The organism is Porphyrobacter sp. AAP60, assembly GCF_001296025.1.
Classification (GTDB): Bacteria; Pseudomonadota; Alphaproteobacteria; order Sphingomonadales; family Sphingomonadaceae; genus Erythrobacter.
The window spans coordinates 484603-505517 of sequence record NZ_LJHV01000008.1 but is presented as its reverse complement, the minus strand read 5'-3'; the positions used below and the strand labels follow the sequence as shown (position 1 = coordinate 505517).

At 64.4% G+C, this 20915-nt stretch carries 19 protein-coding genes; 11 read left to right on the top strand and 8 right to left on the bottom strand.

Annotated features, from left to right (window positions below):
- Position 1: 1 nt before the first annotated feature.
- Positions 2-736 (bottom strand): alpha/beta fold hydrolase, encoded by a 735-nt coding sequence (locus IP79_RS08340; RefSeq protein WP_054118758.1) that lies wholly within the window; start codon positions 734-736, stop codon positions 2-4.
- A 96-nt stretch (positions 737-832) separates the two neighbouring features.
- Here IP79_RS08340 and IP79_RS08335 point away from each other — a divergent pair, with 96 nt between their 5' ends.
- Positions 833-2497 carry an alkaline phosphatase D family protein gene (locus tag IP79_RS08335; protein WP_054118757.1) on the top strand — a complete coding sequence of 555 codons (1665 nt, stop codon included), beginning with the start codon at positions 833-835 and terminating at the stop codon, positions 2495-2497.
- Here the strand turns inward: IP79_RS08335 and IP79_RS08330 are convergent.
- Genes IP79_RS08330 through IP79_RS08320 form a run of 3 tightly spaced genes read right to left on the bottom strand, consistent with a single transcriptional unit; the run spans position 2482 to position 3445 of the window.
- A complete protein-coding gene (locus IP79_RS08330) occupies positions 2482-2685 on the bottom strand; it encodes a helix-turn-helix transcriptional regulator (protein ID WP_054118756.1) in 204 nt (67 codons plus the stop codon). The genes IP79_RS08335 and IP79_RS08330 overlap by 16 nt on opposite strands.
- Positions 2682-3272, bottom strand: coding sequence for a hypothetical protein (locus IP79_RS08325; RefSeq protein WP_054118755.1), 591 nt, complete (start codon positions 3270-3272; stop codon positions 2682-2684). Before IP79_RS08325 ends, IP79_RS08330 begins: the two co-directional genes overlap by 4 nt.
- Complete coding sequence (locus IP79_RS08320) at positions 3269-3445, bottom strand: hypothetical protein (protein ID WP_156318197.1); 177 nt, start codon at positions 3443-3445, stop codon at positions 3269-3271. Before IP79_RS08320 ends, IP79_RS08325 begins: the two co-directional genes overlap by 4 nt.
- A gap of 334 nt (positions 3446-3779) precedes the next feature.
- Between IP79_RS08320 and thrS the strand changes: the two genes are divergently transcribed.
- On the top strand, positions 3780-5783 hold the full coding sequence (gene thrS, locus IP79_RS08315) for a threonine--tRNA ligase (RefSeq protein ID WP_054118753.1): 2004 nt from the start codon (positions 3780-3782) through the stop codon (positions 5781-5783).
- 2 nt (positions 5784-5785) lie between these two features.
- Positions 5786-6190 (top strand): DUF305 domain-containing protein, encoded by a 405-nt coding sequence (locus tag IP79_RS08310; protein WP_082337105.1) that lies wholly within the window; start codon positions 5786-5788, stop codon positions 6188-6190.
- A 23-nt stretch (positions 6191-6213) separates the two neighbouring features.
- On the opposite strand, the gene IP79_RS15860 is transcribed toward IP79_RS08310, so the two are convergent.
- The 3 genes from IP79_RS15860 to IP79_RS08300 are packed head-to-tail and all read right to left on the bottom strand — an operon-like array spanning position 6214 to position 9099.
- The gene (locus tag IP79_RS15860; RefSeq protein ID WP_267886206.1) at positions 6214-6348 is read right to left on the bottom strand and encodes a hypothetical protein; all 135 of its coding nucleotides are present in this window, start codon (positions 6346-6348) and stop codon (positions 6214-6216) included.
- Between the two features lie 35 nt (positions 6349-6383).
- On the bottom strand, positions 6384-7376 hold the full coding sequence (locus IP79_RS08305; protein WP_054118752.1) for an agmatine deiminase family protein: 993 nt from the start codon (positions 7374-7376) through the stop codon (positions 6384-6386).
- A gap of 7 nt (positions 7377-7383) precedes the next feature.
- Positions 7384-9099: a M28 family metallopeptidase gene (locus IP79_RS08300; RefSeq protein ID WP_054118751.1), complete on the bottom strand. Its 1716-nt coding sequence runs from the start codon at positions 9097-9099 to the stop codon at positions 7384-7386.
- A 132-nt stretch (positions 9100-9231) separates the two neighbouring features.
- Here IP79_RS08300 and glnE point away from each other — a divergent pair, with 132 nt between their 5' ends.
- The 8 genes from glnE to IP79_RS08260 all read left to right on the top strand — a co-directional run bounded on the left by glnE (position 9232) and on the right by IP79_RS08260 (position 19792).
- Positions 9232-11991 carry a bifunctional [glutamate--ammonia ligase]-adenylyl-L-tyrosine phosphorylase/[glutamate--ammonia-ligase] adenylyltransferase gene (glnE, locus tag IP79_RS08295; RefSeq protein WP_054118750.1) on the top strand — a complete coding sequence of 920 codons (2760 nt, stop codon included), beginning with the start codon at positions 9232-9234 and terminating at the stop codon, positions 11989-11991.
- Positions 11988-12461 (top strand): peroxiredoxin, encoded by a 474-nt coding sequence (locus IP79_RS08290; protein ID WP_054118749.1) that lies wholly within the window; start codon positions 11988-11990, stop codon positions 12459-12461. Before glnE ends, IP79_RS08290 begins: the two co-directional genes overlap by 4 nt.
- Before the next feature lie 6 nt (positions 12462-12467).
- Positions 12468-13271: a ferritin-like domain-containing protein gene (locus tag IP79_RS08285; protein WP_054118748.1), complete on the top strand. Its 804-nt coding sequence runs from the start codon at positions 12468-12470 to the stop codon at positions 13269-13271.
- Positions 13272-13366: 95 nt separating this feature from the next.
- On the top strand, positions 13367-14110 hold the full coding sequence (locus IP79_RS08280) for a M23 family metallopeptidase (protein WP_054118747.1): 744 nt from the start codon (positions 13367-13369) through the stop codon (positions 14108-14110).
- 268 nt (positions 14111-14378) lie between these two features.
- A complete protein-coding gene (locus IP79_RS08275; protein ID WP_197273789.1) occupies positions 14379-15920 on the top strand; it encodes an acyl-CoA synthetase in 1542 nt (513 codons plus the stop codon).
- Positions 15917-17209 (top strand): cytochrome P450, encoded by a 1293-nt coding sequence (locus tag IP79_RS08270; protein ID WP_054118745.1) that lies wholly within the window; start codon positions 15917-15919, stop codon positions 17207-17209. Before IP79_RS08275 ends, IP79_RS08270 begins: the two co-directional genes overlap by 4 nt.
- Before the next feature lie 117 nt (positions 17210-17326).
- Positions 17327-17956, top strand: coding sequence for an OB-fold-containig protein (locus tag IP79_RS08265; protein WP_054118744.1), 630 nt, complete (start codon positions 17327-17329; stop codon positions 17954-17956).
- A gap of 12 nt (positions 17957-17968) precedes the next feature.
- Positions 17969-19792, top strand: a complete 1824-nt coding sequence (locus tag IP79_RS08260) for a flotillin family protein (RefSeq protein WP_082337104.1) — start codon at positions 17969-17971, stop codon at positions 19790-19792.
- Positions 19793-19899: 107 nt separating this feature from the next.
- On the opposite strand, the gene IP79_RS08255 is transcribed toward IP79_RS08260, so the two are convergent.
- Positions 19900-20790, bottom strand: a complete 891-nt coding sequence (locus IP79_RS08255; protein ID WP_054118743.1) for a UTP--glucose-1-phosphate uridylyltransferase — start codon at positions 20788-20790, stop codon at positions 19900-19902.
- Positions 20791-20915: the final 125 nt, after the last annotated feature.

Here is a 20915-nt window from a genome sequence, read left to right as displayed (position 1 = left end):
TCTACCTGTAAAAACCGGCCACGATGGCCTTGAGAATGGCGATGTCGCTTGTCCGCGACAGGCGGTGATCGCCGTCCTCTATCAGGCTAACCTGTATGTCGTCCGAACGCAGCATCGCTTCGAGCCTGAGGCTGATGTCCCACGGAACGTCTGCGTCCGCCTTGCCGTGGATCAGCCGCACCGGGCAGGTGATGTCGATCGCGCTGTCCAGCCGCAGGTGGCATTCGGCATCGGCGAAGAACTTGGCATGGGTGGGCGTCGGTTCGGGGCCGTAGGGGTTGGGCTCGTAAATCGTCTCGCCCGCGGCAAGGCTGGCGCGCTGTTCCTCGCTATAGCCCCAGCGGGTGAAATCGGGCGCGGGGGCGATACCGATCAGGCCTGCGAGGCGGTGCTTCAGGTGTTCCGCCACCAGCAGCATCAGCCACCCGCCCATCGACGATCCCGCCAGCAGCACCGGCCCGCTGACATAGGATGCGATCAGCGCCAGCACCTCGTCCCGCCAGCCGCTCAGCATCCCTTCGGCAAAATCACCGTCACTTTGCCCGCACCCCGAATAGTCGAGCAGCAGGCAGGCGCGGCCCTTGTCTTGCGCTTCTTCAAACAGTGCAGTGGCCTTGCTGCCGCTCATGTCGGACATGTAGCCGGGCAGGAACACAAGACATGGCTCCGCCCCGTGAGTGTAGCGGAAGGCCACGCGGCGGCCGTCATAAAGGGTGTGATACATCGGATCGGTCATGCGCCTTCCATGCCTTGCGCGGGGACGCAAACGCAACCATTGTGATCGCCAGCGACTGTCACAGCAGCGCAACGCGAGAGGGATAGACGCCGCCCCATGTTCAAAACCGATAACGCCCCGCAGCCCGCCACATCGCCCGCTGCGCTGACCCGCCGCAATCTCTTCACCCTCGCCGGCGCTTCCGCTGCGCTGGCCGCGACCCCGCTCTCGGCGCGTACATTCGGCACCGGCTTTACCCATTCCGTCGCCAGCGGAGAGCCGGGCACCGATTCGGTGCTGCTGTGGACGCGGTACGTGGGCGAAGCCGATACCGCGCTGACCTGGCAGGTGAGCGAGACCGATGATTTCACCCGCCCTGTCGCTGAAGGTAATGTTACCGCTTCGGCCAGCCGCGATTGGTGCGCCAAGGGGATCGCCACCGGCCTCTCGCCGGATCGCTGGTATTTCTTCCGCTTCATCGCGCCCTCCGGCACCACATCGCCCGTGGGCCGCACCCGCACCCTGCCGCAGGGGCCGACAGCTTCGTTCAGGCTCGCCGTGTTTTCCTGCTCGAACTACGGGTTCGGCTGGTTCAATGCCTATGGTCACGCGGCCGAAGCGAATGATGCCGATCTCGCGGTGCATCTGGGCGATTACATCTACGAATATGGCGCGGACAATTACCCCAGCCCCGGCCAGGGCGTGGCCGAGCGCGTGCTGGCTCCGCAGACCGAAATCGTCGCGCTGACCGATTATCGCCTGCGCTATGCCACCTATCGCTCCGATCCCGATTGCCAGCGCCTGCATCAGGTGCTGCCGATGGTCGCCGTATGGGACGATCACGAAAGCGCGAATGATAGCTGGAAGGACGGCGCGCAGAACCATCAGAGCGATACCGAAGGCGAATGGTCGGTGCGCAAGGCCGCTGCCAAGCAGGCCTACCGCGAGTGGATGCCGGTATCGGATGAACCCTACGCCGCCTATCAGGTCGGCGATCTGGCGACCCTGTTCCGGCTCGACACCCGGCTGGAGGGGCGCGAGGAGCAACTTGATCTTGGCAAGGTGCTGGCGGGGCAGTCCAACCCGCAAGGCGCGATGGAGGCCTTGGCGAAATTCAAGGACGGCGCATGGGCCGATCCCGCGCGGCAACTGCTGGGCGAGGCGCAGGAACAGTGGCTGGCAAAGGGCATGGCCGCCTCCACCGCCAGCGGCACGGCGTGGCAGGTGCTGGTGCAGCAGGTGCTGATCGGCAATCTCAAGACCCCTGTCAGCCTTGCCGATCAGCTGAGCAGCGGCTTGCCCGATTACATCCGCCAGCGGCTGATGGCGGCTGTCATGGCGAGCCAGGTCGGCCTGCCTTCCAACATGGATGCCTGGGATGGCTACCCCGCCGCGCGCGAACGGATGTTCACAGCGGCGCTGGAAGCCGACGCCAATCTGCTTGTGCTGGCAGGCGATACCCACAATGGTTGGGCGTTCGAACTGGGTCATCAGGGTGCGAAAGTCGGCGTGGAGCTGGGCGTATGTTCGGTCAGCTCGCCGGGGTTCGAGACCTACCTGACCTCGATCCCGCCCCAGGATCTGGCGAGCGCGCTGGTCAGCACCAATGACCAGCTCAAATGGGCCGATACCGCGCAGCGCGGCTATATGGTGGTGGAACTGACCCCGGCCCGCGCGGTAACGGAATACCGCTTCAGCACCGGGATCAGGCAACGTTCGACCAAGCTGGCGGGGACCAAGCGGATCGTGACCGACAAGGGCTCCGGTCAGCTTTCGGTCTGATCGCGGCTGAAGATCGCCTCGATCGGCAGGCCGAACAGATCGGCGATGGTGAAGGCGAGTGGGAGCGAAGGATCGTAACGACCGGTCTCGATCGCGTTGACGCTTTGGCGCGACACGCCGAGACGTTCGGCCAGATCCTGCTGTGACCAATTGCGTTCGGCGCGCAGCACCTTGAGGCGGTTGTTCATTCGCCGCGCACCTTCATCCACAATTGCGCGAGGCCGAGGCCGATCGCCCACACCGGCAGCACCCACCACGCCCAGATGTGCGGCACCAATTCGAACGTCTCCAGAAAGCCCCAGAAGATGCCGATGGCGAGCACCATGCCAAGGCTCATGAGCGCCGCGCGCACCATGCGGTAACGCAGATATTCGTCGGTCTCCTCGACCAGATAGCGGCCCATCGCCCAGATCATTGCGAAGGTCGGGAGGGTCGGCAGGAGAGCTATGGCGAAGGCAAGTGCGCCGGATAGCTCATAGGTGTTCCAGAGCGCGAGCGCGATGCCGAGGCCAAAGACATAGCCCATCGAAGCGGCCAAGATCCGGCGGTTGTAACGCACGATCACAGGATTCATGCAGCCGTTGGCGGCACTCCGGCGTTCGGAGGAGCGGACGAAGGGGATCAACAGCCCCATCGCCCCGACGAACAGGATCAGCCCGACCGGCGTGGGGATCGCATCGGTGATCCTCAGCACGGCAATAATCGCAATCGAGCCGACATAGAGCGCGCCCCAGAACCGCGGCCCGCGCCCGGCGGGGGTTTCGGCGGACGTCATGCGCCGCGTGCCGTGCGGCGCAGGGTGCAGGCACCGCGGCGCGCCACCACAAAGGGAACCACCGCAAGCGGCACGTATTGCGCGACGGTTGCAGGGATGATGTCGAACACAGCCAGCAGCGCGACAGCGATGGCTGCGCTGGCGATCAGCAGAGCATAGAGGGTGGAAGACATGGAAAGCTCCTTTTTCATAATGGCAAGCGTGCTTTACATTCGAGTCGTGATTTTTGTCAAGGAGGCTTTCCATCATGGCCGATCAGCTTGCGCGTGACTCGCAGCGGCATGCAGGCTAAAGGCTGCGGAGATGACCACGCTGTCTGCCATCACCCGCACCACCACCACTACCCGGACTACCATCCGGGGGCGGCGGCGCGCGGGTTAGGCCTGACGCCCGCCGCCCGGTTCGGGGCGGCGCGGTGTTCTCCCCAGACCGTTAATCGCACAACACCGCTCTTCCGGTGCGCCGCTGCTTGTCCTAAGGCGCGCCAAACCACACGGATTTGCGAAGATGACCGAACTGCTCAAGATAAGCCTGCCCGATGGATCGGTGCGCGAAGTGCCGGCAGGATCGACCCCGGCCGATATTGCCGCGGCAATCGGCCCCGGCCTCGCCAAGGCGGCGATTGCCGCGCGGGTAGACGGAGAGCTGCGCGACCTTAACCGGCCCTTCGAAGGTGACGCCAACCTCGCGCTGGTCACCGCGCGCGATGAGGCCGACGCACTCGAACTCGCGCGCCACGATTACGCTCACGTGCTGGCCGAAGCGGTGCAGGCGCTGTTCCCCGGCACGCAGATCACCTTCGGCCCCTCGACCGACGACGGCTTCTACTATGACGTGAAGGCGCCCGACACGCGCGAGCCGTTCGGCATGGACGATCTGCCCGCGATCGAAGAGGAAATGCGCCGCATCATCCGCGCCGACAAGCCGCTGCGCCGTGAAGTGTGGAGCCGCGAGCAACTGATCGCCAAGTGGGCGGGCGAGGGCGAGACCTTCAAGGCCGAATGGGCCAGGGAACTGCCCGAGGGCGAGGAGCTGACGGTCTATTGGTCGGGCGAAGACTGGCTCGACATGTGCCGCGGCCCGCACCTGCCGAGCACCGGCAAGCTCGATCCCGACGCCTTCAAGCTGATGCGCGTCGCCGGGGCATACTGGCGCGGCGACCAGAACAATGCGCAGCTGACGCGCATCTACGGCACCGGCTGGCTCAACAAGAAGCAACTCAACGCCCACCTCACCCGGCTGGAGGAAGCCGCCAAGCGCGATCACCGCAAGCTGGGCCGCGAAATGGACCTGTTCCACCTGCAGGAAGAAGCCCACGGGAGCGTCTTCTGGCACCCCAAGGGCTATCGCATCTGGCGCGAGCTGGAAGCCTATATGCGCCGCAAGATGGACGGCGCGGACTACCGCGAGATCAAGACCCCGCAGCTGATGGATGTGCGCCAGTGGACGCAGTCGGGCCACTGGGGGAAATACGCGCAGAACATGTTCGCGGTGCCCGACATGGTGCCCGAAGTGGATGAAGACAGCGGCGCGGCCTCCCCCAAGGTGGCCGACGATGCCGAGTGGCTGGCGATCAAGCCGATGAACTGCCCGGCGCATGTGATGGTCTTCAAGCAGGGGATCACCTCCTACCGCGATCTGCCGATCCGGCTGGGCGAAATGGGCTGCTGCCACCGCAACGAGCCCCACGGCGCGCTGCACGGGTTGATGCGCGTGCGCCAGTTCACGCAGGACGATGCGCATATTTTCTGCACCGAAGGCCAGGTCGTGGCCGAAGTGCAGGACTTCATCGCGCTGGCCGATTCGGTCTATCGTGATTTCGGCTTCACCTATGACATCAAACTGGCGCTGCGCCCCGATCAGCGGTTTGGCAGCGACGCCGATTGGGACAAGGCCGAACAGGAATTGCGCGATGCGCTGACGGCAAACGGCCTCGAATGGGAAGAACTCCCCGGCGAAGGCGCGTTTTATGCGCCCAAGCTGGAATGGCACCTGACCGACGCGATCGGGCGTACCTGGCAGGTCGGCACGATCCAGTCCGACCGGGTGCTGCCCGAACGGCTCGATGCGCATTACATCGGCGAGGATGGTGACAAGCACCGCCCGGTGATGCTGCACCGTGCGATCTTCGGATCGTATGAACGCTTCATCGGCATCCTGATCGAACATTACGCCGGACGCATGCCCGCGTGGCTCGCCCCGGTGCAGGCAGTGGTGGCGACCATCGTTTCCGATGCGGATGATTACGCCCGCCATGTCGCCGCGCAATTGCAGGCGGCGGGCATCCGGGTCGAGACCGATGTGCGCAATGAGAAAATCAACTACAAGGTCCGCGAACACAGCCTCGCCAAGGTTCCGCAGCTGCTGGTGGTCGGCAAGCGCGAGGGCGAGGAAGGCACCGTCGCCGTGCGTACGCTGGGGGCGGAACACCAGAAAGTGATGCCGCTGGCCGATGCCATCGCGATGCTGCGCGCCGGAGGTACCCCGCCCGATCTTTTAACGGAGAACTGACAATGAAACTGGCCGCCGCCCTCCTTCCTGCTGCTCTGCTGCTCGCCGCCTGTTCGGGAGAAGCCGATACGCCGGCGGAAACCGCTGCTGACGATCATTCGGCGATGGATCATTCCGGCCACGACATGGGCGGCGCAGCGAAAACCGAACTCACCGAAGCACAGGCCGCCTACAAGGCAGCAAACGACACAATGCACGCCGGGATGGCCGATATTCCCGCCGATGCCGATGTCGCCTTCATGCAGGGAATGCTTGCCCATCATCAGGGCGCGGTCGCCATGTCCGAAGTCGCGCTGAAGTACGCCAAGGACGATCAGGCCCGCGATCTCGCCACCCGCGTCATCGCTGCGCAGAAGGAAGAAATCGCCGAGATGGAAGCCTGGCTGAAGGCGCGCGGCGCGCAATAGGCGCGCTGCTACAACCTTTCAGATCAGAGCGGCAGTGTCTGCCCGGCCGCGATCAGCGCGGCAGCACAGCCAATCACGATCATGCGGCGCGCCAGATCGAGCGAATCGATGCGGTTCGCAGCAGCGAATGGCAGGGCGAGAGAAAGGGCGCGGTTCATGACCCGCACTCTCGCCCCAATTCCCTAACGACAGGTTAATTCCGCCGCGCCAGCGCAGGCATTTGCTGGCTGGCGCAGTGGAAGCCCCCGCCGCCCGCCAGCACCGCTTCGCCCGGCAGGCCGATGGTCGCGCGATCGGGAAACAGCGCGGCAATCGCAGCTACCCCGTCGGCATCGTGCGGGCTGCCGAAGGTCGGCACCACCACCAGATGGCTGGTGATCGCGAAGTTCACATAGCTGGCCGGTTCGATCGCACCGTCACGCAACATCAGGCCGGGCGAGGGGATGCGCACTACATCGACCCCAAAGGCCTCTGCCCTCGCCGTCGCATCGGCGTAGATTGCGGCGTTGGGATCATCCTTACCGGTCGCTTGCGGCACGACCAGCCGGTTCGGTCCGACAAACCTGGCAAGGTTATCGACATGGCCATCGGTGTGGTCGTTGATGAGGCCATCGCCCAGCCACAACACATGGGTAAAGCCCAGCTGCGCGGCCAATTGCGCTTCGATCGCCTCGCGGCTCATCTGCGGGTTGCGGTTGGGGTTGAGCAGGCATTGCTGCGTCGTGGCGACCAGACCCGTCCCGTCACCATCCACGGCCCCGCCTTCGAGGATCATCGCAGTCGAGGTGACCGCCAGCCCTGCGTCACGCGCCAATTCCGCGCCGATTTCCTGATCACCCGGCATCAGATACTTGCCGCCCCAACCATTGAAGCCGAACCGCCGCGCCGCGCGGGTGCCATCCCCTTCGAATACCACCAGCGGGCCGGTGTCGCGCAGCCAGACATCACCATAGACGCGCTGTTCGAGCGTTACCTTGGCGCTGACAAGCGAGCGCGCGCGCGCCTCGTTGGCTTCATCTCGCACCAGCAGGCGCACCGGCTGGCCGCTTTCCGCCACGGCAGAGGCGAAAGCCGCGATCTGCTCCTGCGCAGGCTCAAGCCAGCCGGGCCATTCATCGGCCAGATGCGGAAAGCCGATCCACAGCCAGTCCTGCGGTGCCCATTCGGGCGGCATAAGCGCTGCCATTGCCTGCCTAGCAGCCCGTTTCGGAAGCCGCGCAAGCCTCGTCGCGTACCGCCTTGAGCTCGTCACCCTCGTTCCAGTTGGGCCAGCTCGTGCTCATCGCCAGCGTGCGCCCGATGCGGTAAAACAGCTGCAAATCAGCCATCACGCCCGACCAGTCCCACGCCTCGTTAAATTCATCCTTCGGCCCATGATAGCGGTTGTCGGTGTAATCCTTGGCCACCGCAGCCCCGGCATCGCGCCCGCCCTCGATCAGATCCTCACCGCCATCGATATACAGCATCGGCACGCCCAGCTTGGCAAAGGCAAAGTGATCGGAGCGGTAATAATACCCGGCTTCAGGCTTGGGATCGGGAGTGATCGTGCGACCATCGGCATCGAGCGCGGAGGTCAGAAAGGCATCCAGCTGCGACTTGCCGGGGCCAACGACTGTCACATCCTTGGCCGGGCCAGCTACCTGAAACGCATCCATGTTGATCCCGCCCACGGTCTGCGCCAGCGGGAAGACCGGGTTTTCGGCATAATATTTTGCACCCAGCAGCCCGGATTCTTCGGCTGTAACTGCAAGGAACACCAGGCTGCGGCGCGGCGCGCCCGCCTTGGCGTGGGCTTCAGCCAGCGCAACCAGTGCAGCGGTGCCGGTGGCATTATCGACCGCGCCGTTGCAGATATCGTCCCCGTCAGGCGCGGGCGTGCAGCGGCCAAGGTGATCCCAGTGCGCGGTGTGCAGCACATATTCCTCCGGTGCTCCGGCGCCCGGCAGAATACCGATGACATTGTGCGATTTGAAGCTGCGGAAATCACTCGCAAAGCTGGTGGATGCCTTGAGCGGCAGCGGCACCGCCTTGAAGCCCTCCATCTGCGCCGCAGCGGTCAGCGTGTCGAGATCCTGCCCGGCAGCACTCAACACTTTGCGCGCGGCGTCTTCGGTGATCCAGCCGTTCATGTCCGTCAGCGGCGGGGCATTGTCTCCGCGCTGGGCATAGGCCTGCGGGCCGGTCCACGAGGATTCGACCACATTCCAGCCATAAGAAGCAGGCGCGGTCTGGTGGACGATCAGCGCCCCGGCCGCACCCTGGCGGGCGGCTTCTTCATACTTGTAGGTCCAGCGCCCGTAATAGGTCATTGCCTTGCCGCCGAAGGTGCCTTCGAGGCCATCGGTCTGCCAGTCGGGATCATTGACGAGGATCACCACCGTCTTGCCCTTCACATCGACCCCGGCGTAATCGTTCCAGCCGCGTTCAGGCGCGTTGATGCCATAGCCGACGAACACCATTTCGCTGTTGGCGACAGTGGTCTTGGCTTCTTCGCGATAGGTGACGCCAACCCAGTCCTTGGCAAATTCCAGCGCCATCGCCGTGCCTTCGCCCGCGATTGTCAGCGGAGCGTAATCCTTGCCGGTGATTTCGATCAGCGGCACTTCCTGCACCCATGATCCGTTATTGCCCGGCTGCAATCCCGCCGCTTCGAAGCGTTCGGCCAGCAGCGCGATGGTCTTTTCCTCGCCGGGGGTACCGGGCATCCGGCCTTCGAATTCGTCGCTGGAAAGGATGCGGGTGACATCTTTCATCGTGGCTTCGGAAATCTCGCCAGCCTCAACCTCGGGAATGTCGAGCGCGGCGGGCGTGCCGCCCATTTCGGGCAAGCCGTCGCACGCGGCCAGCGCCAGCGTGCCTGCGATCAGCGCGCCGAGCGCGGAATATTTGCCAAAGCCTTTAATCGTCATGGCGAGGTTCTCTCCCGGAAATACGCGAAGCCGAAGCGCTTCCCTCGCAGACGTGCGCTGCCCGCGCAAGGTTGGCGGCGCAACGCACACCGCCCCTTGCGGGGACAGCAAGGCAGCGCCACAGAAGGGGTGATGGGACAGAGCACCAGTATCGATTGGGACAGCGCGCTGCACCGCGCCCGCACCCACGCGCCGTTTCTGGCGCGGGCGCTGGATCGCCAGCCCGATCTTGCCGCATTGCTGGCGGCGGGCAAGGCTGAGAACGCGCTGCAATGGGCGCGGGCGCAGGGGGATGGCGCGGATGCCGAAGTTGCTCTGCGGCGCGAACGACTGGCACTGGCCGCTGCACTGGCAGTGGGCGATCTGGCCGGCGCATTTCCGCTGACGCAGGTGGTGGGCGAACTTACCGCCTTTGCCGACCGCGCGCTCGACCGGGCCATCCGTACCGCGATTGCCGAACGCACCGGGTCCGACGCGGCGGATGGCTTCATCGCGCTGGCGCTGGGTAAGCAGGGCGCAGGCGAGCTCAACTATTCGTCCGACATCGATCCGATCCTGTTGTTTGATCGCGAACGCCTCGCCCGCCGCGCCAATGACGATCCGGGCGAGGCAGCGCAGCGTTATGCCCGGCGGGTGGTGGCGCTGCTTTCGACCAGCACCGCCGAGGGATATGCCCTGCGGGTCGACCTGCGGCTGCGCCCGGCAAGCGAGATCAGCCCGCTTTGCGTTCCCGTCGGCTCGGCCTTGGCGCATTATCAGGGCGCGGCGCTGGCGTGGGAACGCGCAGCCTTCACCCGTGCGCGGGCGGCAGCGGGGGACATTGCGGCGGGCGAGAACTTTCTCGCCGCCATCCGCCCTTTCGTATGGCGCGGCCAGCTCGATTTCGGCGCGGTCGAGGAAATCCGTGCGCTCACCTTGCGCATCCGCGAGAGCCACGAAGGCCCGGCCCTCCCCGGCCCCGGCTTTGATGTGAAGCGCGGGCGCGGCGGCATCCGCGAGATCGAATTCTACGCCCAGACCCACCAGTTGATCCACGGCGGGCGCGACTCGTCGCTGCGGGTGCGCGGCACGCGGCCTGCGCTGGATGCGCTGGCGGCAGCAGGGTGGACCACGGCGGAAAACGCCCGAATACTCGGTGAAAGTTACGACCGGCTGCGCGAGGTCGAACACCGCCTGCAAATGGTTCACGACCGCCAGACCCACGCCCTGCCCGAAGGCGAAGCGCTGGACAATGTCGCGCAGCTTGACGGGCTGGCCGACGGCGCGGCGCTGGTGGATGAACTGACCGAGCTTACCGCCCGCACGGGGCGCATCTATGAAGAACTGATCGGCGCGCGCAAACCTGCCCCCGTCCCCGTGGCCATGCCGGCCAGCGCGATGGCGCAGCAGCTTGGCTCGCTGGGCTTTGACGAACCCGAAGTGCTGGCTGAACGCATCGAAAGCTGGCGCGATGGGCGGCACGCCGCGATCCGTTCACCGCAGGCAGTGGCAGCATGGGACAGGCTTGCCCCCGCGCTCATCACAGCAATGGCACAAAGCGACGATCCGCTGCGCGCCATTACCCGCTGGGAACGCGTGATCGAAAACGTGCCCTCGGCCATCACCACTTTTCGCCTGCTCGATGCACGGCCCGATCTGATCGCGCGCCTTGTCGCCGCGCTCACTCTCACACCGGTGCTGGCGGACGAACTGGCGCGCAAGCCTGAACTGCTCGATACCCTTATCGACAAGGATGCGCTTGATCTGCCGGGCGACACGCAGGCCATCATGGCGCGGATGCGCGGCGCGGCGATCCGCGCTGACTACGAAGCACTGCTCGATGCGATCCGCGTGATTACGGGCGAAATCCGCTTTGCCTTGGGTATCCAGCTGATCGAAGGCCTGGCCGATCCGCTCGCCATCGCCCGCAGCCTGTCCCGCACGGCAGAGGCCGCGCTGACGCTGGCGGCGGATGCCACGGTGCAAGAGTTTGCGGCCAAGCACGGGCGGATCGCGGATAGCGAATTGCTGATCCTCGGCCTCGGCAGGCTGGGCGGCGGGGCGCTGACCCATGCCTCCGATCTGGATATCGTCTATCTGTTCACCGGCGACTTTTCCGCGCAATCGGATGGCGACCGGCCCTTGGGGGCAACCACCTATTACAATCGGCTTGCCAGCCGGGTCAGCGCTGCGCTTTCGGTGCCGACCGCGCAGGGCGCGCTTTATGAAGTCGATACGCGGCTCAGGCCGCAGGGCAATCAGGGGCCGCTAGCGGTGAGCTGCGAGGCTTTCGGCAAGTACCAGCGCGAAGCGGCGTGGACGTGGGAGCACATGGCGCTTGCCCGTGCGCGGGTGCTTTATGGCTCGCCATCAGCGCGGGCCGAACTGGACGCGGTGCTGGCGCAGGTGCTGCACGCGCCCCGCGACAAGGCCGAGCTGCGCGCAGCAGTGTTGGGAATGCGATCCGAAATGGCCCGGCACAAGCACCCCGGCGGCCCGGTCGATGCCAAGCTGACCCGCGGCGGATTGGTCGATATCGAATTCCTCGTTCACTACCTGCAACTCAAGGGCGAAACGGCCGATGGCGCGCCGCTGGCAGAAGCAGTGCCGCATGCGCTCGATCCCGATCTGGCGGCGGCGCTGGCAGGGCTGGCCGACGCCGGATTGCTGCCCGCCGATCTGGCCGCACCCCATGCTTTGATGAGCCGGATGCTGGTTGCGGGCCGCCTGCTCGCCCCAGATGGCCGCGAACCGCCGGCGTCGGGCGCCCGCGCGCTGGCCCGGGCTTGCGGTTGCGCAAGTTACGACGCGCTGCTGGAGGCTTTTGACGCGGCGCGGCAAAAGGTCGCCGGCGTATGGAAACAAATCCTCGGCACCAACATTCTCGAAACCGAACAGGAGAACCCGGCATGAGCAATTTCCCCGGCGTAGGTGACGCCATCCCCGATATCGCGATGGAAACCCCCGAAGGCGGCAGCGTGAAGCCATCGGACTTTGCCGGATCGAAGCTGGTGATTTTCTTCTATCCCAAGGATGACACCCCCGGTTGCACCACCGAGAACAAGGATTTCTCGGCCTTGCAGGCGGATTTCGAAGCCGCGGGCACGAAACTGCTCGGGGTCAGCAAGGACCCGGCGAAAAAGCACGCAAAGTTCATCGCCAAGCACGGGCTCACCGCGCCGCTTGCCAGTGATGCGGAAGAAGGCGGGCTGTCCGATGCGCTCGGCGTGTGGGCCGAAAAGCAGATGTACGGCAAAACCTACATGGGCATGGTGCGCGCCACCTATCTGGTGGGTGCCGACGGCAAAATCGCGCAGGTCTGGCCCAAGGTGAAGGTCGCCGGCCACGCCGAGGATGTGCTGGCGGCTGCCAAAGCGCTTTAATATCGCATGACCGCGCCAAAGGCCACGATTGCCCGCGCCATTCGCGCAGCATTGCTGACCGACGACCCGCGCGCCAAATGCTTTGCCGCGCGTCAGGTTGCGCGCGACTGGCGCATGGAAAAGCTGGCATGGGATTTCGATGTCGCCATGCCGGATCGACCCGCATGGCCCGATGCGCCCGAACTGCTGCCGCCGGGCCAGATGCCAAAGCGCCGCAAGGGCGGCAGCGAACGCGGGCGAATCGCCCTGTGGCACAGCCTGGCGCATATCGAATTCGTCGCGATCGATCTGGCGCTCGACATGGCCGGACGATTCGGGGGCACGATGGGCCGCGAGTTCGTCAGCGACTTTCTCGCCGTTGCAGCAGACGAAGCGATGCATTTCGCGCTGCTGGCTCGAAAGCTTCAATCGCTCGGCAGCCATTATGGCGCGTTGCCCGCGCACGCGGGGCTGTGGGAGGCTGCCCACGCCACGCGCGGCGATGTTGCCGCCCGGCTGGCGGTTGTGCCGATGGTGCTGGAAGCGCGCGGGCTCGATGTTACCCCCGCCACGCTTGATCGGGTGCGCGCGGCGGGCGACCAGAACGGAGCCAAAATCCTCAGCCGCATTCTTGACGACGAAATTCGCCACGTCGGATTCGGCACAAAGCACTTTTTGCGCTGTGCCGAAATGGCGCAGCAGAACCCCGAATCCTACTGGCAATCCTTAGTGAAACTGCACTTTCACGGGTTTGTTCGCCCGCCATTCAACGACTCGGCGCGTCTTGCAGCCGGTTTGTCGCGTGATTTTTACGCAGTGATTGCACATTAACGACTCACCCGGATAACCACATTCCAGCAAAGGCGCGCATCAAGACGTGTCGGAAATTCCAACGGCAAAAGCCGCAATCGGGAACCGGGTCAGTTATGAAATTAGTCGTGCGCCACGCAATCAAGGTCGCTGCTTCAGCCTGCGCTGCCTTTCTGGTTTCCGCCGCTTCGCCTGCCTTCGCCAACACCGCCAATTCCGCTACTTCCGCCACTTCCAGCGCCGACATGGTCGAACCGCTGCGTGATGCGCAGGGCGATGCCGGTGCCAACAGCGATCAGCGCTTCAAGTCGCTGTTCACCAGCTGGACTGCGATGGAACGCACCAGCCCGACGCTGGGTGCGGGCGCCGATGTAACCGCTTATTCCTCGCCGGTTCCGCAGCGCGCCATTTCGGTGCCGTCGCGTATGCCGCTGGAAGGCGCGCAGCTGACCAGCAGCTACGGGATGCGCACCCACCCCGTACTGGGTGGCCGCCGCCAGCACTCCGGCATCGATCTCGCCGCGCCGACCGGAACGCCGGTCTATGCCACCGCCGATGGCGTGATCGGCCGCGCTGACTGGTTTTCGAGCTACGGCCTCTACATCAGCATCAACCACGGCGCTTCGATGGAAACCCGCTATGCCCACCTGTCGCGCCTTGCGGTTGCAGCCGGTGACAATGTGAAGAAGGGCGACCTGATCGGCTATGTCGGATCGACCGGCCGTTCGACCGGCCCGCACCTCCATTACGAAGTCCGTGTAGAGGGTCTTGCAGTCAATCCGATTCCGTATATGGTAGAGAGCGAAGCACAGCTTGCTTACGCCCGCGATGCCCGGCTAACTGGCCAGGGCGGCGAATAAGGCGAAGCTCATCTGCTTCACGAGTTTGCCCGTGCAAACGGGCCGGACATTGGAGAGGGTGTCCGATTATGGCGGCGGGTTTACCCGCCGCCTTTTTTTGTCCGGCGTCTGCGCAAATCTACTGATCCGGCCACACCCTCACCGCCAGATTCGGTAGCATTTCCCATACTGTTTTTGCTTGCGGGGTTGCCCCGCGCGGTTCAATTTCTCCGCAAGCCGAACGGCGCCCGCAAGCGGCGTATACGGCAAGGGAGAGAGAACCATGACCATGCACCCCATCGCGCACGCCGCGACCCGCCCCGATCATCCCGCTGTCATCATGACCGGATCGGGCAAGCAGATCACCTATGGCGAGATGGAGGCGGAATCGAACCGCTTTGCCCACCTGCTGCGTGCACACGGGATTGGGGCGGGCGATGCCTTTGCGGTGCTGCTGGAAAACCGCATCGAATATTTCACCGTGATCTGGGGCTCGCAGCGCGCCGGCACCATGCTGGTGCCGATCTCCTCGCGCCTGACCGCGCCGGAAGCGGCCTATATCATCCGCGACGCGCAGGCGAAGCTGCTGATCACCAGCGGATGTTTCACCGGCCTGCTGGGTGATATCCGCGCCGAATGCCCGGGGCTTGAAGTCCTCGTGATGGACTCGGGCGATGCAGAGGATTTCGCGGCCGCACTCGCCGCACAAAGCCCCGCGCCGATCCCCGATCAGCGCGCCGGACTGCTGATGCTCTATTCCAGTGGCACCACTGGCCGCCCCAAGGGTATCCGCCCTGCTCCGCCCGAAGATCCCGATCCCGCCGCGCCCGTTCCACTGCTTGGTCTTGCAACGATGGGCATGGGGATGCCCGCCGATGGATCGATGATCTATCTCTCCCCCGCGCCGCTCTATCACGCCGCGCCGATCGGCTGGTGTTCGATCGTTCACCGGCTGGGCGGCACGGTGGTGATGATGGAGAAGTTCGATCCCGAAGAGGCCTTGAAGGCGATCGAGCGTTACAAGGTGACCGATAGCCAATGGGTGCCGACCCATTTCGTGCGGTTCCTCAAACTCGATCCGGAACTGCGCAGCCGCTATGATCTGTCGAGCCACCAACGCGCCATCCACGCCGCAGCACCCTGCCCGGTGCCGATCAAGCGCGCGATGATCGAATGGTGGGGGCCGATCGTGAACGAATATTACGCTGGCAGCGAGATGATCGGGATGACGATGGTCAAATCGGAACACTGGCTGGCCAAGCCCGGCACGGTCGGCGTTGCGGTGCACGGCAAGGTCCATGTCTGCGGGCCGGAGGGCGAGGAACTTGGCCCCGATCAGGACGGATTGATCTTTTTCGAAAACGACAATCTGCCCACCTATCACAATGATCCGGCCAAAACCGCCGAAGCGATGCACCCCGAAGGCTGGATGACGCTCGGCGATATCGGGCACTTGGACGCTGACGGCTTCCTGTTCCTGACCGATCGCAAAAGCCACATGATCATCAGCGGCGGGGTGAACATTTACCCGCAGGAGATCGAGAACCTGCTCGTCACCCACCCCAAGGTGATGGACGCCGCGGTGATCGGTGCGCCCTGCCCCGATCTTGGCGAGAAGGTGGTTGCGGTGGTGCAGCCCAGGGAGACGGGCGACGCCGGGCCTGCGCTGGAGGCGGAATTGCGGGATTTCCTCAGCGCCAGCCTGTCGAAGATCAAGATGCCCAAGCTGTTCGATTTCCGTCCCGAATTGCCGCGTGAGGCGAATGGCAAGCTCTACAAGCGCGAATTGCGCGATGAATATGCGGCGAAGGCGAAAGAAGCCGCCGCGTGAACGGGGAGGCTGTGCTTTCGGGCGAGCTTGCCCGCAAGGTGATCGACCCCCATGCCTATGCGCAGTGGGACGGGCTGCTCGATACCTTCGACGCGATCCGCGCCGCAACGCCGGTGGCCAAGGTGCAGCCCGATACGCCGGGCCTGTTCGATCCCTTCTGGCTGGTCACCGGCTATGACGATGTGATGCGCATTTCGAAGGACAATGCCGGCTTCCTCAACAACCCGCGCCCGGTGGTGTTCAGCTTCAACCAGGCGATCGAATTCAGCCGGGCGGCGACGGGTTCGAACATGCTGGTCGATTCGCTGGTGGTGTTCGACGCGCCGATCCATCCGAAATACCGCAAGCTGACGCAGGAATGGTTCATGCCGCGCAACCTCGCCCGGCTGGAAGGCGAATTGCGTACGCTGGCGGCGCGGACAGTCGACCGGATGCTGGAACAGGGTGGAGAAGTGGACTTCGTGAAGGAAGTCTCCGGCCCCTATCCCTTGCGCGTGGTGATGCAGATCCTCGGCGTACCGCCAGAGGACGAGCCGCGGATGCAGATGCTCACCCAGCAATTGTTCGGCGGACAGGACAAGGATCTGTCAGGCAGCGGCATGGATCAGATGACACCGGAGCAAGTGGTGCAGATCGTCGCGGGCGCGGTGAAGACCTTCGAGGATTACTTCGCGCAGATTGCCGAAGACCGCCGCCGCAACCCCACCGATGATGTCGCCAGCGTGATCGCCAATGCGACTGTCGATGGCGAGCCACTGCCGCCGCGCGACATGGCGGGGTATTACATCATCGTCGCCACCGCCGGGCACGATACCACATCGGCCAGCACGGCAGGCGCAATGCAGGCGCTGGCGAATGATCCGCAGCAATGGGCGCGGGTGAAGGCTGATCGCAGCCTGCTGCCCGGCATCGTCGAAGAAGCGATCCGCTGGACCACGCCGGTGCAGCACTTCATGCGCACCGCCGCCAAGGATTGCGAACTGGGCGGCCAGAGCATCAAGGCGGGTGACTGGCTGATGATCAATTATGTCGCGGCCAATCACGATCCGGCGCAGTTCGCAGAGCCCCGCCGGTTCGATGCCGCCCGCAGCCCCAACCGCCACCTCGCCTTCGGCGCGGGCGCGCACCAGTGCCTTGGCTTGCATCTGGCGCGGCTGGAGATGAAAATCCTGTTCGAAGCCCTGCTTGACCGGGTGGCCAGCGTGGAACCGGCGGGCGAGGCGAAGCGTGCAAGCAGTACCTTCGTGGGCGGATTGAAGACCCTGCCGCTGCGGGTGACGCCAGCCTGAAAATCGGCATCGGAGTGTCCGATTTTCCTGTTGTTTCATCGCGCTCTGTCTTAGTTTCCGGGGCATGGGATTTCTGTTTCGCCCGATACTCTCAGGCGCACCTCCGGGGCTGCCGGTATGAGCCTGCTTGAACCGCACAACCTGCCGTTCCTGATCGCATTCGGGGCGCTGGCGGTGATTGCCTTGCTGCAACTCACCGGCGTGTCCGAAGCGGTCGAAGGTGCGGGTGAGTTCGATTCGCCTGATGGCCTTGAAATGGGCGGATTTGGCGAGGCGTTGACCACCCTGCTGGGGTTGGGGCGGGTGCCGTTTCTGATCTGGCTGGCGGCATTGTTGTTCGTGTTCGCCACTATCGGGGTGGGCGGGCAGGCGGTGCTGGCGAATATGCTTGGCGCGCCGCTTTCGGCCGGTTGGGCGGCGCTGGCCGCGGGCGCGGCGGCTCTGCCGCTCAACAGCCTCGCGATGCGCCCGCTCGGCGCGATCATGCCCAAGGATGAAACCACCGCGATTGGCCTGGATGATCTGGTGCGGCGCGATGCCGAAATCCAGATCGGCACCGCCCGCGCCGGATCGCCCGCGCGCGCCAAGGTGATCGACGTGCACGGGCAGGCCCATTTCGTCATGGTCGAACCGCATGACCAGACAATCGCATTGAACGCAGGCGATACCGTCCTGCTGGTGCGCCGCGAAGGGCAGACCTTCTACGGCGTGCATTACGAAAGCCCCCTGTTGGGGCTGGATATTTAAAGGGGAGCGCAGATGGCTTTGACGACGACCGAAGATTTGACCACGTCCGGGGAATTGATCGCCGGCGGGGGCGGTGACCTGATCACCTACGCAATTGTCGGCGGCGGCGGGCTTCTCTTTTTCATCATCGCCGTCGCGTTTCTCGCCCGGCTCTATCGCCGCGCATCGAAAGAAACCGCCTTTGTGCGCACCGGTCTGGGCGGAGAGCGCGTGGTGATGAATGGCGGCGCGCTGGTGTTCCCGGTGTTCCACGAAACCATGCCGGTCAACATGAACACGCTGGTGCTTCCAGTGGTGCGCCGCGACAGCGAGGCGCTGATCACGCTCGACCGGCTGCGGATCGACGTGAAGGCCGAATTCTACGTGCGTGTCCGCCCTGACGCGAATGCGATTGCGATGGCCGCGCAAACGCTGGGCCAACGCACGATGCAGCCAGACCTGCTAAAGGATCTGGTCGAAGGCAAGTTCGTCGACGCGCTGCGCTCGGTTGCGGCGGGCATGACCATGAACGAACTGCACGAACAGCGCGCAGATTTCGTTCAAAAGGTGCAACAGGTCAGCTCCAACGACTTGGCAATGAACGGGCTGGAGCTGGAATCGGTCTCGCTGACCGGGCTCGACCAGACGAGCATCGAACACTTCAACGCCAACAACGCGTTTGACGCTGAAGGTCTGACCAAGCTGACCGAGCAAATCGAAGCGCGCAAGAAGCTGCGCAACGATATCGAACAGGACACCCGCGTCCAGATCGAAACCAAGAACCTGCAAGCCAGCCAGAAGAGCTTCGAGATTGCCCGCGATCAGGAATATGCGCGGCTTGAACAGGAACGCGAAGTCGAAGTGCGGCGCGCGGGCCAGACCGCCGAAATCGCCCGCGAGCAGGCCGAGCGCAACCGCGAGGCCGATGCGGCGCGGATCGAAGCCAAGAAGCAGGTCGATGCCCAGCAGATCGAGGCCGACCGTCTGGTCGAGGAAGCCCGTATCGATCAGCAGCGCGCGCTCGAAATTGCCCGGCAGGAACAGCAGATCGCGGTGCAGAACAAGTCCCGCGAGGAAAGCCAGGCCAAGGCCGAAGCCGATGATGCGCGTGCCAAGGCAGTCGAGGCCGAAGAACGCGTCGCCACCGCGCGCGAAAGCGAGATTGCCGAGCGTCAGAAGAAGATCGAACTGATCGAAGCGGCCAAGCAGGCCGAGCGTGAAGCCATCGGGGTCAAGGTGCAGGCCGAGGCCGAAAAGGACGCAGCCAGCAACCGCGCACAGGCGCTCAAGCTTGAAGCCATGGGCGAGGCCGATGCCGAAAAACTGCGCGCCGAAGCAGCGCGGGTGCGCTTCGAAGTCGAAGCCGCGGGCCAGCGCGCCATCAACGAGGCTGCCAACCTGCTGTCGAACGACCAGATCAGCCTGCAGACCAAGTTGGCGCTGCTCAAAGTGCTGCCCGAAGTCATCCGCGAGAGTGCCAAGCCGATGGAGGCGATCGATTCGATCAAGATCGTACAGGTCGATGGCCTCACCAGTGGCGGGCGCTCGGCCAATGACGGGAATGGCTCGGGCGGATCGGGCGGCGGATCGGGCAACCTTGCCACCGATGCCGTGTCCGCTGCACTCGCCTACCGTGCGCAGGCACCGGTGCTGGACGGGCTGATGAAGGAGCTGGGGCTGGATGGCTCCTCGCTCTCCGGTCTGGTCAAGGGCGCAGCCGATGCGGAGGCCGCGCCCGCTGCGGCTGCTCCGGAGCCTGCAGTGAAAAAGCAGCCCAAGCCCGTAAAGGCGCAGGACGGCGCGGAGGCGGCTCCGGTACCGGGCGGCGAATCGGGAGATTCGAACGCAAGTTCCTGAGCCCGTTCGTCCTGAGCCTGTCGAAGGACTGCCTTTGCTTCTGCCCCCTCGGGAAAGAAGAAGTGCAGGGCTTCGACAAGCTCAGCCCGGACGGAATTATTTGTGCATTATTTCAACAAATCAATCGCGATAGCGCGCACCTGATCACCCATATCGGGCCGTGCCAGCGCAATCGCCAGCGTCGCCTCGACGAAACCGACCTTGCTGCCGCAATCATATCGCGCACCGTCGAACGTGACCGCGTGGAACGGCTGGGTGCCGATCATCTTGGCCATCGCATCGGTCAGCTGGATCTCGCCGCCTGCGCCCTTGCCCTGATTTTCCAGCACCCGCATCACTTCGGGCTGGAGGATATAGCGGCCCGATACGATCTTGTTCGATGGTGCGTCGGCCTGCGGCGGCTTTTCGACCAGCCCGCGCACCTCGGTCAGCGTTGCCCCGGAACAGGCAACCTGCGCGCCCGGATCGATTACCCCGTAAGCAGAAACCTGCGTCATCGGCACTTCGAGCACGCTGATGAGGTTGCCGCCGACCTGTTCATAGGCCTCGACCATCTGTTTCATGCAGCCGCTGCCACCTTCGCGCGCGACCATCAGTTCATCGGGGAGGAAAATCGCGAAAGGTTCATCCCCCACGATCGCCCGCGCGCACCATATCGCATGGCCAAGGCCCAGCGGCACCTGCTGGCGCACCGCGATTACATCGCCGGGCACGGCGCGGGTGCATTCCAGCACGGACAAGTCCTTGCCACGCTCGCTCATCGTCTGTTCGAGTTCGAAAGCGATGTCGAAATGTTCGACGATCCCGGTCTTGCCGCGTCCGGTTACGAAGATCATCTGTTCGATCCCCGCCTCGCGCGCCTCGTCCACCGCGTACTGGATCAGCGGCCGATCGACGACCGGCAGCAGTTCCTTGGGCACCACCTTGGTCGCAGGCAGAAAGCGGGTGCCAAGCCCGGCAACAGGAAACACAGCTTTACGGATCGGCTTGGGAGACATTCAGTGCCCTCAATGGTTCTTTTCGGTTGCCTCGCGTCGCGCGTCTCCGTGCCTTGCGCCATAACGCAGGTCAATCTCTGATCGGAACCTTGCACCGCGAGTTGCGCCAAAAGCACTTTTCGCTA